This window comes from Sphingomonas glacialis (assembly GCF_006439055.1).
GTDB classification, from domain to species: Bacteria; Pseudomonadota; Alphaproteobacteria; order Sphingomonadales; family Sphingomonadaceae; genus Sphingomonas; species Sphingomonas glacialis_A.
Genome location: NZ_RCZC01000012.1, coordinates 52226 through 67929, shown reverse-complemented (window position 1 = coordinate 67929; position 15704 = coordinate 52226). Strand labels below are relative to the sequence as shown.

The 15704-nt window shown below is 67.8% G+C and carries 13 protein-coding genes; 6 read left to right on the top strand and 7 right to left on the bottom strand.

Features of this window, described 5'->3' with window-relative positions; translation table 11 throughout:
- Positions 1-63 precede the first annotated feature (63 nt).
- Together EAH76_RS22965 and EAH76_RS22960 are read left to right on the top strand one after the other, a co-directional pair.
- Positions 64-1017, top strand: a complete 954-nt coding sequence (locus EAH76_RS22965; protein ID WP_140852594.1) for an isopenicillin N synthase family dioxygenase — start codon at positions 64-66, stop codon at positions 1015-1017.
- 135 nt (positions 1018-1152) lie between these two features.
- Positions 1153-2439 carry a homoserine dehydrogenase gene (locus EAH76_RS22960; RefSeq protein WP_140852593.1) on the top strand — a complete coding sequence of 429 codons (1287 nt, stop codon included), beginning with the start codon at positions 1153-1155 and terminating at the stop codon, positions 2437-2439.
- 225 nt (positions 2440-2664) lie between these two features.
- Here EAH76_RS22960 and EAH76_RS22955 read toward each other — a convergent pair whose 3' ends face one another.
- The 3 genes from EAH76_RS22955 to EAH76_RS22945 are packed head-to-tail and all read right to left on the bottom strand — an operon-like array spanning position 2665 to position 4625.
- Positions 2665-3189 (bottom strand): hypothetical protein, encoded by a 525-nt coding sequence (locus EAH76_RS22955; protein ID WP_140852592.1) that lies wholly within the window; start codon positions 3187-3189, stop codon positions 2665-2667.
- A 33-nt stretch (positions 3190-3222) separates the two neighbouring features.
- Positions 3223-3651, bottom strand: coding sequence for a CoA-binding protein (locus tag EAH76_RS22950; RefSeq protein ID WP_140852591.1), 429 nt, complete (start codon positions 3649-3651; stop codon positions 3223-3225).
- Positions 3651-4625, bottom strand: a complete 975-nt coding sequence (locus EAH76_RS22945) for an Mrp/NBP35 family ATP-binding protein (RefSeq protein ID WP_140852590.1) — start codon at positions 4623-4625, stop codon at positions 3651-3653. The genes EAH76_RS22950 and EAH76_RS22945 overlap by 1 nt, the downstream gene beginning before the upstream one ends.
- A 70-nt stretch (positions 4626-4695) precedes the next feature.
- Here EAH76_RS22945 and hflK point away from each other — a divergent pair, with 70 nt between their 5' ends.
- The 4 genes from hflK (at position 4696) to EAH76_RS22920 (ending at position 10208) form a co-directional block, all read left to right on the top strand.
- Complete coding sequence (gene hflK, locus EAH76_RS22940; RefSeq protein ID WP_140852589.1) at positions 4696-5850, top strand: protease modulator HflK; 1155 nt, start codon at positions 4696-4698, stop codon at positions 5848-5850.
- Entirely contained in the window at positions 5847-6710 is an 864-nt protein-coding gene (hflC, locus tag EAH76_RS22935) for a protease modulator HflC (RefSeq protein ID WP_140852588.1), read from the top strand. The genes hflK and hflC overlap by 4 nt, the downstream gene beginning before the upstream one ends.
- Before the next feature lie 112 nt (positions 6711-6822).
- Positions 6823-8364, top strand: a complete 1542-nt coding sequence (locus EAH76_RS22930; RefSeq protein ID WP_140852587.1) for a Do family serine endopeptidase — start codon at positions 6823-6825, stop codon at positions 8362-8364.
- A gap of 176 nt (positions 8365-8540) precedes the next feature.
- Complete coding sequence (locus tag EAH76_RS22920) at positions 8541-10208, top strand: helicase HerA-like domain-containing protein (RefSeq protein WP_140852585.1); 1668 nt, start codon at positions 8541-8543, stop codon at positions 10206-10208.
- A 138-nt stretch (positions 10209-10346) separates the two neighbouring features.
- Here EAH76_RS22920 and EAH76_RS22915 read toward each other — a convergent pair whose 3' ends face one another.
- From EAH76_RS22915 to EAH76_RS22900, 4 genes are all read right to left on the bottom strand, one after another.
- A complete protein-coding gene (locus EAH76_RS22915) occupies positions 10347-11570 on the bottom strand; it encodes a CaiB/BaiF CoA transferase family protein (protein ID WP_140852584.1) in 1224 nt (407 codons plus the stop codon).
- Complete coding sequence (locus EAH76_RS22910) at positions 11560-13422, bottom strand: acetyl/propionyl/methylcrotonyl-CoA carboxylase subunit alpha (RefSeq protein WP_140852583.1); 1863 nt, start codon at positions 13420-13422, stop codon at positions 11560-11562. The genes EAH76_RS22915 and EAH76_RS22910 overlap by 11 nt, the downstream gene beginning before the upstream one ends.
- Positions 13423-13528: 106 nt before the next feature.
- Positions 13529-14020: a nuclear transport factor 2 family protein gene (locus tag EAH76_RS22905; RefSeq protein WP_140852582.1), complete on the bottom strand. Its 492-nt coding sequence runs from the start codon at positions 14018-14020 to the stop codon at positions 13529-13531.
- A 53-nt stretch (positions 14021-14073) separates the two neighbouring features.
- Positions 14074-15675, bottom strand: a complete 1602-nt coding sequence (locus EAH76_RS22900) for a carboxyl transferase domain-containing protein (protein WP_140852581.1) — start codon at positions 15673-15675, stop codon at positions 14074-14076.
- Positions 15676-15704: the final 29 nt, after the last annotated feature.

Below are 15704 nucleotides of genomic sequence, written 5' to 3'. Positions count from 1 at the left end.
GGGGCTGACGTGGCGCCAAATCGGCGCTATCTTCGCGCTTTGCCAGTATCACGGACGCGTATCATGTTTGACACCCCCACCGCCGAAGTCCCGCCGCTGTCGCTTGCCGACGAGGCGGCCGATCCCGTCGCCTTTGCCGCGGCGCTGGGCGAATCGTTCGAGCGCTTCGGCTTTGCGGTGGTGTCCGACCACGGCGTTCCGGCCGCTCTGATCGCTCGCGCCTGGGCGATGACCGAAGCGTTCTTCGCGCTGCCAGAGGACACCAAGCGCAGCTATTTCAGCGCGGGCGGCGGCGGTGCGCGCGGCTATACGCCGTTCAAGACCGAGATCGCCAAGGGCGCGACGCATGTCGATCTCAAGGAATTCTGGCACGTCGGGCGCGAGCTGGCGAAGGGCCATCGCTTCGAGGCGCAGATGGCGCCCAACATCTGGCCCGACCAGCCCGAGGGCTTCCGCGAAACCTTCATCGAGCTGTTCGCCGCGCTCGACCTCGCGGGCGACCGGCTGCTGTCGGCGATCGCGCGGCATCTCGGGCTCGCGCCGGACTGGTTCGATCACGCGGTTAAGGACGGCAATTCGGTGCTCCGCCTGCTGCACTATCCGCCCGTCCCCGCCGATGCGGCCGAAGTCCGCGCCGGGGCGCATGAGGACATCAATTTGATCACGCTGCTACTCGGCGCCGAGGAGGCCGGGCTGCAGCTGCTGACCAAGGAAGGCGCATGGCTGCCGATCAAGCCGCCCACGGGCGCGATGGTCGTCAATGTCGGCGACATGCTCCAGCGCCTCACCAACCATGTCCTACCCTCGACCACGCACCGCGTCGTCAACCCGGCGCCCGAGCGGCGCGGGCATTCGCGGTATTCGATGCCGTTCTTCCTGCATCCCGCGCCCGACTTCCTGATCGAGACGCTGCCCTCGACGATCACGGCAGAGCGGCCCAACCGCTATCCGACGCCGATCAGCGCACATGACTATCTGCATGAGCGGCTGGTCGAGATCGGCTTGGTCAAGAAATAGTATGCCACCCCGGACTTGTTCCGGGGTCCACTCCTCCGCTAGCGCAGTCGGCGATCGGTGCGCGCGCTCCATCCCGAGCGCTGGGCTGATCGGTGGACCCCGGAACGAGTCCGGGGTGACGAAGGTGTGAACGCTATGACCAAACCCCTCCGCATCGCCCTGGCCGGGCTCGGCACTGTCGGCGGCGGCGTGATCCGCTTGCTTGATACCAACGGCGCGCTGATCGCGCGGCGTGCGGGGCGGCCGATCGAGATCGTCGCGGTTTCGGCGCGCGATCGCAGCAAGGATCGCGGCGTCGACATGACGCGCTTCGAGTGGGTCGATGACACGACGGCGCTCGCGCAGGCCGACGTCGATGTGGTGGTCGAGCTGGTCGGCGGATCGGATGGCCCTGCGCTCACGCTCGCGCGCACCACGCTCGCCGCGGGCAAGAGCTTCGTCACCGCGAACAAGGCGATGCTGGCGCATCACGGGCTCGAGCTTGCGCGCGCCGCGGAGACGGCCGGCGTCGCGCTCAAGTTCGAAGCGGCGGTCGCGGGCGGCGTGCCGGTGATCAAGGGATTGCGCGAAGGCGCCGCCGCCAACGAGATCGAGCGCGTCTACGGCATCCTCAACGGCACCTGCAATTTCATCCTGTCGAAGATGGAGGCCGAGGGCCGCGATTTCGCCGACGTGTTGGCCGAGGCGCAGGCGCTGGGCTTCGCCGAATCCGATCCGAGCTTCGACATCGACGGCGTCGATGCGGCACACAAATTGTCGCTGCTCGCGAGCCTCGCCTTCGGCACGCAGCCGGCATTCGGTGACGTCGCTGCCGCCGGCATCCGCCACGTCCTCGCCGCCGACATCGCCGAGGCGGCGGCGCTTGGGTATCGCGTGCGGCTGCTCGGGCTTGCCGAGGCTGGCCCCGGCGGGCTGTTCCAGCGCGTTCATCCGCATCTCGTGCCGGTCAGCCATCCGCTCGCGCACGTCACCGGCGCGACCAATGCCGTGGTCGCCGAGGGCAATTTCGTCGGGCGGCTGCTGTTCCAGGGCGCCGGCGCCGGCGACGGACCGACGGCTTCGGCAGTCGTCGCTGATCTGATCGACATCGCGCGCGGCGAATTCGGCCCCGCCTTCGCGATGCCCGCCGATGCTTTGACCGCGCAGGGCCCGGCCGATGCCGGTGAGCGCCGCGGCCGCGCCTATGTCCGCTTCACGGTCGCCGATCGCGTCGGCGTGCTCGCCGAAATCGCCGCGGCGATGCGCGATGCGGGCGTCTCGATCGAGAGCCTGATGCAGCGCGGCGCGCATGCCGACGGATCGGTGCTGGTCGCGATCGTCACGCACGAAGGCCCCGAGCGCAGCGTAGCGCAGGCGCTCGAGCGGTTGCGCGGGTCGCAGAGCCTGGTCGGACAGCCGTTGTGGATGCATATCCTGGGGTAAGGGTGCGTACAGCGCTTTCGCGTTCGGCCTACGCCCGTCGAAGGGCTCCCCTTCTTCTCGACCGCGAGAAGAAGGAACCGCCATCGGAATGCTCCCGTCACCCCAGCGAAAGCTGGGGTCTCCGTGCTGCGAAGCGCACCCGTGCAGCCATGAGATCCCGGCCTTCGCTGGGATGACAGGTGTGGGTGCGCGATACTTTGCCAAGCCCCGCACGCGCGGCCCGCGCTACGGCAGGATCACCGACTCGCGCGGCGTGTCATCCAGCGCGATCGCGACGCGGCCCGACTTATCGGGCTTCTTCTTGAACACCCGCCCGACCCCGTGCGCGACGTCGCCGGCCAGCATCATGAAATCCTTCGCCTCGCCCGGCCGCTCGCAACAGCTGTCGGGCGACACCACCTTCTGGATCAGCCGCACCACCTGCGTGCCGCCCTCGAAGAACTGCACACCGCCAGCGCAGCCGCGCTGCATCGTCGCGCACGGCGAGCTGCTCTCGACCGCCATCGCCCCCGCCCCGGTGAGATACGGATTGGACGGTTTCGGTCGGTTCAGCACGACCTCGTCGGGATAGGGCAACGCCTGCGACGGCAGCGGCTTGCCGCACACGACGATGTCGTTGGGATCGACCGCCTTGCCGCGCCGCGTACACGGCTCGTTCGCGACCGGCTGCAGAATCGAGAAGGCAATCGGCGCCGCCGGAGCGGGCACGGCGGGGGTCGCGGCTTGCGCGGCGAGGAGCAGCACGATCATGGACCCGATACTCCGCTGCAATCGTGGCCGATTTCAGGCGATCTTGGCGACACCCAAGCGCGGCAGGTCGATCGCCGGGCAGCGGTCCATCACGACCTTGAGCCCCGCTGCCTCGGCACGCGCCGCGGCGGCCTCGTTGACCACGCCCAATTGCAGCCAGACGGCCTTGGCGCCCGCCGCGATCGCTTCGTCGACCGCGTCTCCCGCTGCGGCGGAATTGCGAAAGATATCGACCATGTCGATCGGGTCGCCGATCTGCGACAGCTCGCGAAATACGAACTCGCCGTGGAGATGCTCGCCGGTGATCTGCGGATTGACCGGGATCACGCGATAGCCATGCTCCTGCAGCGTCCGCATCACACGGTACGATGGGCGATCGGGCCGGTCCGACGCGCCGACCAAAGCGATCGTGCGGGTCTCCTCGAGCAAGGTGCGCAGGTCGCTATCGCTGGTGAGCGGCATCAGGCGTGTCCTTCGATCCAGCCGGCGACATGGCCGGCAATCTGCTTGAACGCCACGGCTTCAGGGCCGTTCCCCGTCACCGGCGGCTGCCCCGCATCGGAGGCGACTCGCACCCGCATGTCGAGCGGAATGCGCCCCAGGAACGGCAGCCCCAATTCCTTCGCCGCGGCCTCCGCGCCGCCGGTGCCGAACGGATCGGACACTTCGCCACAGGAAGGGCAGACATAGCCCGCCATATTTTCGATCAGCCCGATGATCGGCACCCCCGCCTTGACGAACAGGTCGATAGCGCGCCGCGCGTCGATCAAGGCCAGGTCCTGCGGCGTCGAGACGATCACCGCGCCGGTCGGGCGGTATTTCTGGATCATCGTCAGCTGGACGTCGCCCGTCCCCGGCGGCAGGTCCATCACCAGCGTATCGGCCGCGCCCCAATTGGCGTCCATCATCTGCGTAAGCGCCCCCGCCGCCATCGGCCCGCGCCACGCGATCGCCTGGTCGGCGGTGACGAGCATCCCCATCGACAGCAATGGCACGCCGAACGGCGTCTGGACGGGATTGAGCACCTTGTTGTGCGCGGTCGGTTTGAGATCGGCGACGCCCATCAGCCGCGGCTGCGACGGCCCGTAGATATCGGCATCGACCAGCCCGACGCGCCGCCCCGCCTGATGCAGCGCGATGGCGAGATTGGCCGACACGGTCGACTTGCCGACCCCGCCCTTCCCGCTGCCGACCGCGATCGTCACGCGGCGTTGGCGCTGGCTGGTCAACGCGACACGCACCGTCTCGACCCCCGCCACCAAGGTCGCGGCGCGGCGCACCGCATCCTCGAGCGGCGCGTGATCGGCTTCGTCGAGTCCGCTGACATCGACGATCACGCTGGCGCGGGCATCCTCGATCCGGCCCGTCGCGCGGGTGCCGGCGACGAGCGAGAGGGCGGCGTTGAGGGCGGCATCGGGCGAAATCGGATCGGTCATCGCCGCCAGATAGGCGTCATGGGCACGCTTGCCACTGTTTTTCGTCGGAGCACGCCCCTATAAAGGTACCATGACGATCCTATCGCGCTGGTTTTCACGCCCTTCCCTCCAATCCGCCGATGGCAAGGGCCCGTGGGGCAGCGGCGGCGCTGGTGGCGGTTCTGGCGGCGGGGACGACGACAAGAGCGGCGGTCCGCGCAACCCCTGGGCGCAGCCTCCCGCCGGCAAGCCGCGCGGCACGACGGCTGGCCCGAGCGCGCTCGACGAGTTCCTCAAGCGCGCACGCGGCGGCGGCAGCGGCCCGGGTGGTTTCGGCGGTGGCGGGCGTCCGCGCATCCCCGGCGCGCCGAGCGCGACCAACCTGTGGCTGATCGCGGTCGGCGTGATCGTCCTTGCCTGGATCGTCCTCACCAGCTTCCATTCGATCGGGCCGCAACAGCGCGGCGTGGTGACCTTTCTCGGCCGCTATTCCGAAACGCTCGAGCCCGGCATTCGCATGACGCTGCCCGCCCCCTTCGTCGACGTGGCGAAGGTCGATGTCGCGGCGATCAACACCGAAACCTTCCCCGATGAAGGCGATGGCGGCTCCGAAACCGACAAACTGATGCTGACGAGCGACCAGAACATCGTCGATCTCGATTATTCGGTGCGCTGGCAGATTTCGAACCCGCAGGACTTCGCCTTCCAGATCGCCGAACCGCGCAACACGCTGCGCGCGACCGCGATGAGCGCGATGCGTGCCGCCGTCGCCACCGCGACGCTCGACGACGCGATCGGCAGCGGGCGCAACGCGATCGAGGTCAAGGTCCAGCAATCGATGCAGGACATTCTCGACGGCTATAACGCCGGCATCCGCATCCAGGGCGTCGCGATCCGCGGCGCGCAGGCACCGGCGCAGGTGTCCGACGCGTTCAAGGAAGTCTCGGCCGCGCAGCAACAGGCGCAGAGCGACATCAGCAAGGCGCGCGGTTACGCGCAGCAGGTGCTCGCCAAGGCGCAGGGCGAGGCCGCGGCGTTCGACGTGATCTACGCCCAGTACAAGCTCGCGCCCGACGTGACCCGCAAGCGCATGTATTACGACACGATGGAGCAGGTTCTGTCCAAATCCGATAAGACGATCATCCAGGCCCCGGGCGTCGTGCCGTATCTGCCGCTGCCCGGGATCGCCAAGCGCCTGCCCGACGCCGTGCCCGCCCCGCAAGCTCAGGGAGGAGCCGCACAGTGAGCCGCACTTTGCTCCGCAATCCGATCACGCTCGGCATCGTCGCGCTGCTCCTGCTGATCGTCGCCGCCAGCTCGGTCGCGATCGTCCCCGAGACGCGCCAGGCGGTGATCCTGCGCTTCCAGCAGCCGGTCGCGACGATCAACGAATATCACCCGAACGAAGTGTTCGGCCGCACCGGCGCCGGCATCAACTTCCGCGTGCCGTTCATCGACCGGCTCGTCTGGGTCGACAAGCGCGTGCTCGACGTCGAGCTCGACAACCAGCCCGTGCTGTCGACCGACCAGACCCGGCTCGAGGTCGATGCCTATGCGCGCTTCCGCATCGTCGATCCGCTCAAGGCGGTGATTTCGACCGGCAGCACCTCGGTCACCGAGCAGCGCGTCAAGGATCAGCTCCAGCCGCTGTTCAGCTCGTCGCTGCGCAATGAGCTCGGCAAGCGTCCGTTCGCGGCCTTGCTCAGCCCCGAGCGCACGCAGGTGATGGGCAACATCCGCGCCGGCCTGCAGCGGCTCGCGTCGCAATATGGGGTGCAGATCGTCGATGTACGCATCAAGCATGCCGACCTGCCGACCGGCACGCCGTTCGACAGCGCGCTCAACCGGATGCGCACCGCGCGGCATCAACAGGCGCTGACGATCCAGGCGCAGGGCGCGCAGACCGCGCAGATCATCTCGGCGCAGGCCGATGCGCAGGCGGCGCAGATCTATGCGGCGGCGTTCAACAAGGATGCCGAATTCTACGACTTCTATCGCGCGATGCAGTCGTACCGCTACACCTTCGCACAGGACGGCAAGGGCTCGACGAGCTTGGTCCTGTCGCCCGACAACGCCTATTTGAAGGAATTCCAGGGTCGTCGTTGATTCGACGGCCCCGTAACGGCCCGTCAGCCGTTGATATTCAATCGCCGTTCAGCAACCATGGCTAACAGCTATCGCGTTGCTGCCAATTGGTAGACGAGAGGAAACGACCCTAGTGCGCTACGCCTACGCCATCACCGCCGCCCTGCTACTGAGCGGGACCGCCACCGCTATTGCGTTGCCATCCGCCGGAGGCGCGCAGACCGCCCAGAACGAACCCGCCGTCATGGCCGCCGCCGCCCCCAAGCCCGGCGCGCCGATGAGCTTTGCTGACCTGGTCGCGCGGCTGCAGCCCGCGGTGGTCAACATCTCGACCAGCCAGCACATCACCCAGGCGCAGCCCGCCAATCCGTTCGCCGGGACCCCGTTCGAGGGCCTGTTCGGCCAGCAGCAGGGCCAGGGCGGCGGCGGCACGCCGACCACGCGCGAGGCGACCTCGCTCGGTTCGGGCTTTATCATTTCGCCCGACGGCTATGTCGTGACCAACAACCACGTGGTCGCCGCGGGAGCCAAGGGCGCGACGGTCGACTCGATCAGCGTCACGATGACCGACCGCAAGGAATATGTCGCCAAGCTGATCGGCCGCGATCCGACTTCGGATCTGGCGCTGCTCAAGATCGAGGCGAAGAACCTCCCGTTCGTGAAGTTCGGCGATTCAGACGCGGCGCGCGTCGGCGATTGGATCGTCGCGATCGGCAACCCGTTCGGCCTTGGCGGCACGGTGACCGCGGGGATCGTCTCGTCGCTCCACCGCGTGACCGGCGCAGGCGCCTATGACCGCTTCATCCAGACCGATGCCGCGATCAACCAGGGCAATTCGGGCGGCCCGATGTTCGATCTCAACGGCAATGTGATCGGCATCAACTCACAGATCCTCGGCAGCACCGGCGGCGGCAATATCGGCATCGGCTTCGCGATCCCGGCGACCGACGCCAAGCCGGTCATCGAAAAGCTGATGAAGGGCACCAAGATCGCGCGCGGCTATCTCGGCGTCGGCCCGCAACCGATCGACGACGATCTCGCTTCCTCGTTCGGCCTCGCCAAGAACAAGGGCGAGCTGCTCCGCAGCATCGAGCCCGGCCAGCCTGCCGACAAGGCCGGCCTCAAGGTCGGTGACATCGTGCTGCGCGTCGGCGGCAAGGACGTGAACCCCGATCAGTCGCTCAGCTACCTCGTCGCCAATGTGACGCCGGGCACCCGCGTGCCGGTCGACATCGTCCGCCAGGGCAAGCCGCAGACGATCATCGCGACGATTGGCACGCGTCCGTCCGAGGATGCGCTGGCGGCGCAGGCCAGTGCCCAGTCCGACGACGACATGTCCGACGACGGCGATACGCCGGGTGTCGGCCAGGCGGCCTCGAACCCGCTCGGCGTGACCGTCGCAACGCTCACCCCGCAGATCGCGCGCACCTTCAGCATCGACTCGTCGGTGCAGGGTGTCGTGATCGGCACGGTCGATCCGTCGAGCGATGCGGGCGCCAAGGGCCTCAAGCGCGGTGACGTGATCATCTCGGCCAATGGTACGCCGGTCGGCACCCCGGCGGCGCTCGGGGCGGTCGTGATGCAGGCGAAGGCCGCGGGCCGGTCGCAGGTCGCGCTGTATGTCGTGCGCGGGCGTCAGCCGGCGTTCTTCATCGGCGTGAAGCTCAAGAAGTAACGTCAACGAATGCGCCCCTCCCCTTCAGGGGAGGGGTTGGGGGTGGGGGAGGCCTCGCAGAGACCGGGTGCCCCTTACGTCCCCACCCCAACCCCTCCCCTGAAGGGGAGGGGCTAAAAGGCTTCCGCTGGCCCGCATTTCGCGCGATAGTTTGCTCCGAAACCTCGCGAGGCCGCATGACCGACACGACAAGCATCTTCATCGGCGCCGGCGCTGATGGCACCAACCCGCAGCAGCTCGAACTCAAGCGCGCCAACCGCCACGGCCTGATCGCCGGCGCGACCGGCACCGGCAAGACGGTGACCGTCCAAGGCATCATCGAAGGCTTTTCGCGCGCGGGCGTCCCCTGCTTCGTCGCCGACGTGAAGGGCGATCTTTCGGGCCTCGCGATGGCCGGCTCCCCTACCGCCAAAAATCACGAGATCTTCGCCGCGCGCGCCAAGGAAATTGGCGACCAGGCCTGGGCCTATGCCGATACGCCGGTGCAATTCTGGGATCTGTACGGCGAGCAGGGCCACCCGATCCGCACCACCATTTCCGAGATGGGACCGCTCCTGCTCTCGCGCTTGATGGACCTCAACGAAGTCCAGGAAGGCGTGCTGACGATCGCCTTCCACGTCGCCGACAAGGACGGGCTGCTGCTGATCGACCTGGACGATCTGCAGGCGATGCTGGTCGATTGCGCCGGGCGCGCCGACGAGCTCACCACCACCTATGGCAATGTGTCGAAGCAATCGATCGGCACGATCCAGCGCGCGCTGCTCCAGCTCCGCAGCCAGGGCGGCGAGCATTTCTTCGGCGAGCCCGCGCTCGATCTCGACGATTTCATCGGGGTGGACGAGAAGGGCCGCGGCATCGTCAACGTGCTCGCCGCCGACAAATTGATGGCGTCGCCAAAGCTTTATTCGACCTTCCTGCTGTGGCTGATGAGCGAATTGTTCGAGCATCTCCCCGAGGTCGGCGATCCCGACAAGCCCAAACTCTGCTTCTTCTTCGACGAAGCGCATCTGCTGTTCGACGCCGCGCCCAAAGCGCTGCTCGAGAAGATCGAGCAAGTCGTGCGGCTGATCCGATCGAAGGGCGTCGGCATCTATTTCATCACGCAGAACCCGATCGACATTCCCGATACCGTGGCGGGCCAACTCGGCAACCGCGTGCAACACGCGCTGCGCGCCTTCACCCCGCGCGACCAGGCGGCGGTGAAGTCTGCAGCGACGACCTTCCGCGCCAATCCCGGCGTCGATGTCGAGACCGCGATCACCGAGCTGAAGGTCGGCGAGGCGCTGGTCTCCTTGCTGCTTCCCGACGGATCCCCCTCGCCCGTCCAGCGCACGCTGATCGCGCCGCCAGCGTCGCGCGTCGGGCCGGTGACGCCGGTCGAGCGCGGCGTGATGATCTCGACCGATCCGGTCGGCAACAAATACGACGTGCTGGTCGATCGCCACTCGGCCGAGGAAATGCTCGGCGCCAAGGCGCAGGAAGCCGCCGCCGCTGCGGCCGAAGCGAAAGCGAAGACCGAGGCCGAAAAGGCCGCCGCGGTGCAGGCCAAGGCCGACGCGGTCGCCGCCAAGGAGGCCGAGCGCCAGCGCGTCGCCGCGCAGCGCGAGGCGGACCGTCAGTCCAAATTGGCCACGCAGCAGGCCGCAGCCGAAGCCAAGGCCGCCGCCAACTCGCCCTGGAACCGCGCGATCACCTCAGCCACGCGTTCGGCGAGTTCGGCAGTCGGGCGGCAAGTCGCCAACGAAGTCTCGAAGGCGGTGTTCGGATCGTCACGCGGCGCCGCTGGCGGGATTGTCGGCAGTCTGGTCCGCGGCGTGCTCGGGGGTCTGTTCAAGGGGCGGTGAAGCTCTGACGCTGAACCCTGCTGCCTGCACCCCCGGCGAAGGCCGGGGCCCAGTAGCGAAACGCTAATAGGGAAACACTACGCGCGATCACTCCGACCTGCGCGCCTAAGCCCTGCCTTCGCCGGGGTGCGGCCTTGGCTAAGCGATAACACCGGCTGCCACCAAGGCATCGAGCGCGTCCTGGGACAGACCCAAAGCCCCCGCCAGCGCCTCGCGCGTATCCGCCCCGGCGCGCGGCGGCGCCCGATCATAGCTGGCGGGCGTCTCGGATAGCTTCGCTGGGAAGCCGACGACCTGCAGCGGCGTCCCATCCGCGCGCGCCATCGCCTGGACGTTCTTGCGATGCGCAACCTGCGGATCGGCGAAGATTTCGGGTAGCCCCGCGACCTTGCCCGCGGGGAGCTTGGCCGCCTCCATCGCCGCAACAAGATCGTCCGAGCCCCACTGCGCCACCGCAGGGGCGAGATGCGCGTGCAGCGCCTCACGATGCTCGCTGCGCAAGGCGACGCTGGCGAAGCGCGGATCGTCGCCCAGATCGCTCAACCCGAGCACGCGCAGGAAATCGCGGAACTGCCGGTCATTCCCCAGCGCCACGACGATCGCGCCATCGGCGGTCTCGTAATCGCGATACGGCACGATGTTGGGATGATCGTTGCCGCGCCGCACCGGCACCGTCCCGCCATTGAGCCAGTTCGACGCCTGGTTCGACAGCATCGCCAGCTGAGTGTCGAGCAGAGCGCAATCGACATGCTGCCCCTGCCCCGTCACGTCGCGGTGACGCAAAGCGGCGAGGATCGCGACGGTCGCATAGGTGCCGGTGAACAGGTCGACGATCGGCACGCCGACCTTCATCGGCGTGCCGTCGGCTTCGCCGGTGACGCTCATCAGCCCACCCATCGCCTGGATCAGGAAGTCGTAGCCGCCTTTGTCCTTGTACGGCCCGTCCTGCCCGAAGCCGGTGATCGAGCAATAGACCAGCCGCGGATTGATCGCGGAGAGGCTCGCATAATCGAGCCCGTATTTGGCGAGCCCGCCGACACGGAAATTCTCGACCAGCACGTCGCTCTGCGCGGCGAGCCGGCGGATCAGATCGGCCCCCTTGGGCTGCGCGAGATCGATCGCGAGCGAGCGCTTGTTGCGATTGGCGCAGAGGTAATAGGCCGAATCGCCCGAATCATCGGCGAGCGCCGGCGGCCCCCATCGGCGCGTATCGTCGCCCTGCCCCGGCTGCTCGATCTTGAGCACCTCGGCCCCGAGATCGCCGAGCATCTGCGTCGCCCACGGCCCCGCGAGCACGCGCGACAGATCGAGCACCTTGACCCCGGCGAGCGCGCCGCCCGGGGCTGTCGTCTCAGGCGGCATCGGCACGCGTCAGCCGCGCGAGCACGACGCCTTCCTGCGTCTGTCCGCCGACTTCGACGTTGAGTTCCGCGACGGTGCCGTCGAACGGCGCGGTCAGGCTGTGCTCCATCTTCATCGCCTCGAGCGTGACGAGCTTCTGGCCCTTCGCGACGCTGTCGCCCGCCGCGACATCGACCGCGATGATGCGGCCGGGCATGGGCGAGAGGATCGCGCCGTCGGCTGTGCCGCCGATCGCCGTCCCGCGCGGTTGGTCGAGCCGATAGCTGCGCCCTTCGCCAAGGAAGAAGCTAACGACTTCGTCTTGCGGCGGGCCGTCGTCGATCATCAGGTCGGCGACGACGTGCACCGCGCCCGCGTCGTCGACGATCCGCACCTCGGAACGGGGCGCCGCGTTGAGCCGCAACCCGATCGCGTCGTCCCACACGCCAAGCATCGGCCGCGCAGCAAGCGCCGCGGCGGCGTCGCGCAGGTGCGCGGGCTTGGGCGCGGGTGGAACCGTCAGCACGTCCCCGCGCCGCTCGATCAGCCCGGTGTCGATCGTCCCCGCGCCGAAGTCCGCATCCTGGCAAATCCGCGCGAGGAAACCAGCATTGGTTCGCACAGGCCAGACCTCGACATCACCCGTCGCGTCCCACAAGGCCGCGATCGCTGCCGACCGATCTTCCGCATGGACGATGATCTTGGCGATCATCGGATCGTAGAAGGGCGACACCTCGCCAGCTTCTTCGACCCCAGTCTCGATCCGCACAAAGTTCGGGAGGCGCAGATGCTCGAGCGTTCCGGTCGAGGGCAGAAAACCGCTTGCCGGGTTCTCCGCATACAGCCGAGCCTCCATCGCCCAGCCATTGATGGCCAGATCCTCCTGCCGCTTCGGCAACGCCTCCCCGCCGGCGACACGCAGCTGCCATTCGACCAGATCGACCCCGGTGATCTCCTCGGTCACCGGATGCTCGACCTGGAGCCGCGTGTTCATTTCCATGAACCAGATGCGGTCGGCGCGCAGGCCCTCGCTCGCGTCGGCGATGAACTCGATCGTCCCCGCGCCGACATAATCGACCGCCTTTGCCGCCTTGACCGCCGCGGCGCAGATCGCCTCGCGCGTGACGGCGTCCATCCCCGGCGCGGGGGCTTCCTCGATCACCTTCTGGTGGCGGCGCTGGAGCGAGCAGTCGCGCTCGAACAGATGGACGACGGTGCCGTGGCTGTCGCCGAACACCTGCACCTCGATGTGACGCGGCGAGAGGATGTATTTCTCGATCAACACGTCGGTATTGCCGAACGACGACGCCGCCTCGCGCTGGCACGAGACCAAGGCATCGGCGAAGTCGGCGGGATCGTCGACGCGCCGCATCCCCTTGCCGCCACCGCCCGCGACCGCCTTGATCAGCACCGGGTAGCCGACCGCAGCCGCCTCCGCCGCCAGCCGCTCGGGCGACTGATCGGCGCCGAGATAGCCCGGCGTCACCGGCACGCCGACCGCGATCATCCGCTCCTTCGCGGCGTCCTTGAGCCCCATCGCGCGGATGCTGTCGGGATTGGGACCGACCCAGACGATCCCGGCGTCGATCACGTCTTGCGCGAAGTCGGCATTTTCCGAGAGGAAGCCGTAGCCGGGGTGAATCGCCTCGGCGCCTGTCGCCTTGGCCGCGGCGATGATCTTGTCGCCGACCAGATAGCTTTCGCGCGCCGGCGATGCGCCGATATGCACCGCTTCGTCGGCTTGGCGGACGTGGAGCGCCTTGGCATCAGCATCCGAATAGACCGCGATCGTCCGCACCCCCATCGCCTTGGCGGTGCGGATGATGCGGCAGGCGATCTCGCCGCGGTTCGCGATGAGCAGAGACTGGATCATGCGTGTCTATCCGTCGCCCCGGCGCAGGCCGGGGCCGTTACGATAAGAGAAGTGCCGCGCGCATACGCGTAGCGGCCCCGGCCTGCGCCGGGGCGACGGGCGTCGGTCATCCCTCGCAGCCCGTCGTGCGCGAGGACCAGGTCAGGTTCTGGATCTTCCAGCTGCCGCCCTCGCGCACCAGATCGAAATGGTCGTAGCCGCAATGGTGGAGCTTGCCGTCGATGCGGAAGGTGTAGGGGCTCCACACCATCGCGATGTCGCCGTCGACTTCGACCGCGGCGTCGGAGAGCCGCTCGTCATAGCGCTCGGGACCGGGGGCGAAGCGCGCGAGCAATTGCTCGCGGCTCGAATGCGTAATCTTGCGCGTGCCGTCGGCCTGCTCGGCGACCGCGGTGGCGGTCGCGTCGCTGCGCAGCGTCTGGCCGATCGCGGCCGCATCGCGCGCGGCGATCCCGGCGAGCAGCGCATTGACCGGCGCCATCACCTGCGCCTCCTCGGTGCCGGGGGGCGGCAGGCCGGTGCCCTTGACGATCGGCTGAACAGGGGTGGTTTGCGACGACATCTGCGCGGCGAGCAGGAGGGCGAGGATCAGGGGCATGGATATTCCTTAGGGTCTCGCAAAACGGGGAAGGATAAAGGTCGGATCGGCCATCACATCCGAAACACGCCGAACGCCGGGCGTTCGGGGATCGGCGCGTTGAGCGTCGCCGCGAACGCGAGCCCAAGCACGTCGCGCGTCTGCGCCGGATCGATCATGCCGTCGTCCCACAGCCGCGCAGTGGCGTACCAGGGGTTGCCTTCGTCCTCATATTTCTGGCGGATCGGCGCCTTGAACGCCTCGGCCTCGGCGTCCGACCAGCCATCGGCGTCGCGGTGGACGGTCGCCAGCACCGACGCCGCTTGCTCGCCGCCCATCACCGAGATGCGGCTGTTGGGCCAGCTGAACAGGAAGCGCGGCGAATACGCCCGCCCGCACATCCCGTAATTGCCCGCGCCGAAGCTGCCACCGATCAACACGGTGATCTTCGGCACGGTCGCCGTCGCCACCGCGGTGACGAGCTTGGCCCCATGCTTGGCGATCCCCTCGGCCTCGTATTTGCCACCGACCATGAAGCCCGAGATGTTCTGCAGGAACAGCAACGGGATCCGCCGCTGGCACGCCAGCTCGATGAAATGCGCGCCCTTCTGCGCGCTCTCCGAGAACAGCACGCCGTTATTGGCGAGGATCGCGACGGGGATCCCCCAGATATGCGCGAAACCACAGACCAAAGACGTGCCGTACAGCGCCTTGAACTCGTGGAATTCCGACCCATCGACCAACCGCGCGATGATCTCGTGCACGTCGTACGGCGCGCGCACGTCGCTCGGGACGATGCCGTACAGCTCCTCGGCGTCGAACTTCGGCGGTCGCGGCTCCTTCATGTTGACGTCGCCGCCCATCTGGGGCTGCAAGGTCGATACGATGTCGCGGACGATCGTCAGCGCATGTTCGTCATTCTCGGCGACGTGATCGACCACGCCCGAGCGCAGCCCATGCGTATCCGCGCCGCCCAGCTCCTCGGCCGAGATTACCTCGCCGGTCGCCGCCTTCACCAAAGGCGGCCCCGCGAGGAAGATCGTCCCCTGCCCGCGCACGATGATCGTCTCGTCGGACATGGCTGGCACATAAGCGCCGCCCGCGGTGCAAGACCCCATCACGCAGGCGATCTGCGGGATACCCTTGGCCGACATATTCGCCTGGTTGAAGAAGATCCGCCCGAAATGGTCGCGGTCGGGGAAGACCTCGGCTTGGTGCGGCAGGTTCGCGCCGCCCGAATCGACGAGGTAGATGCACGGCAGCATGTTTGCTTCCGCAATCTCCTGCGCACGCAGATGCTTCTTGACCGTCAGCGGGTAGTACGTCCCGCCCTTCACCGTCGCATCGTTGCACACGATCATGCACTGCCGCCCCGAGACGCGCCCGATCCCGGCGATCACGGCCGCGCCCGGCACTTCATCGTCGTACAGCCCATTGGCGACGAGCTGGCCGATCTCGAGAAACGGTGAACCCGGATCGAGCAACCGCTCGACCCGCTCGCGCGGGAGCAGCTTGCCGCGTGCGGTATGGCGTTCGCGGCTCTTCTCGGTTCCCCCGAGCGCGGCTCGCGCGACGTCGCCGCGCAAGCGCTCGACCAAGGCGCGATTGTGCGCGGCATTGGCGCGGAAGGTCTCGCCATCGGCGCTGAGCTTGGTGTCGAGGACGGGGGCGCTCAAAGCGGGCTTCCTGCTTGCGGTATCCGTTG

Bases quoted from the DNA above. Each gene is read 5' to 3' on its own strand.
- hflK (WP_140852589.1), top strand. From the start codon at position 4,696: ATGACGATCCTATCGCGCTGGTTTTCACGCCCTTCCCTCCAATCCGCC.
- EAH76_RS22945 (WP_140852590.1), bottom strand. From the start codon at position 4,625: ATGACCGATCCGATTTCGCCCGATGCCGCCCTCAACGCCGCCCTCTCG.
- EAH76_RS22915 (WP_140852584.1), bottom strand. From the start codon at position 11,570: ATGCCGCCTGAGACGACAGCCCCGGGCGGCGCGCTCGCCGGGGTCAAG.
- EAH76_RS22960 (WP_140852593.1), top strand. From the start codon at position 1,153: ATGACCAAACCCCTCCGCATCGCCCTGGCCGGGCTCGGCACTGTCGGC.
- EAH76_RS22920 (WP_140852585.1), top strand. From the start codon at position 8,541: ATGACCGACACGACAAGCATCTTCATCGGCGCCGGCGCTGATGGCACC.
- EAH76_RS22965 (WP_140852594.1), top strand. From the start codon at position 64: ATGTTTGACACCCCCACCGCCGAAGTCCCGCCGCTGTCGCTTGCCGAC.
- EAH76_RS22950 (WP_140852591.1), bottom strand. From the start codon at position 3,651: ATGCCGCTCACCAGCGATAGCGACCTGCGCACCTTGCTCGAGGAGACC.
- EAH76_RS22910 (WP_140852583.1), bottom strand. From the start codon at position 13,422: ATGATCCAGTCTCTGCTCATCGCGAACCGCGGCGAGATCGCCTGCCGC.
- EAH76_RS22905 (WP_140852582.1), bottom strand. From the start codon at position 14,020: ATGCCCCTGATCCTCGCCCTCCTGCTCGCCGCGCAGATGTCGTCGCAA.
- EAH76_RS22955 (WP_140852592.1), bottom strand. From the start codon at position 3,189: ATGATCGTGCTGCTCCTCGCCGCGCAAGCCGCGACCCCCGCCGTGCCC.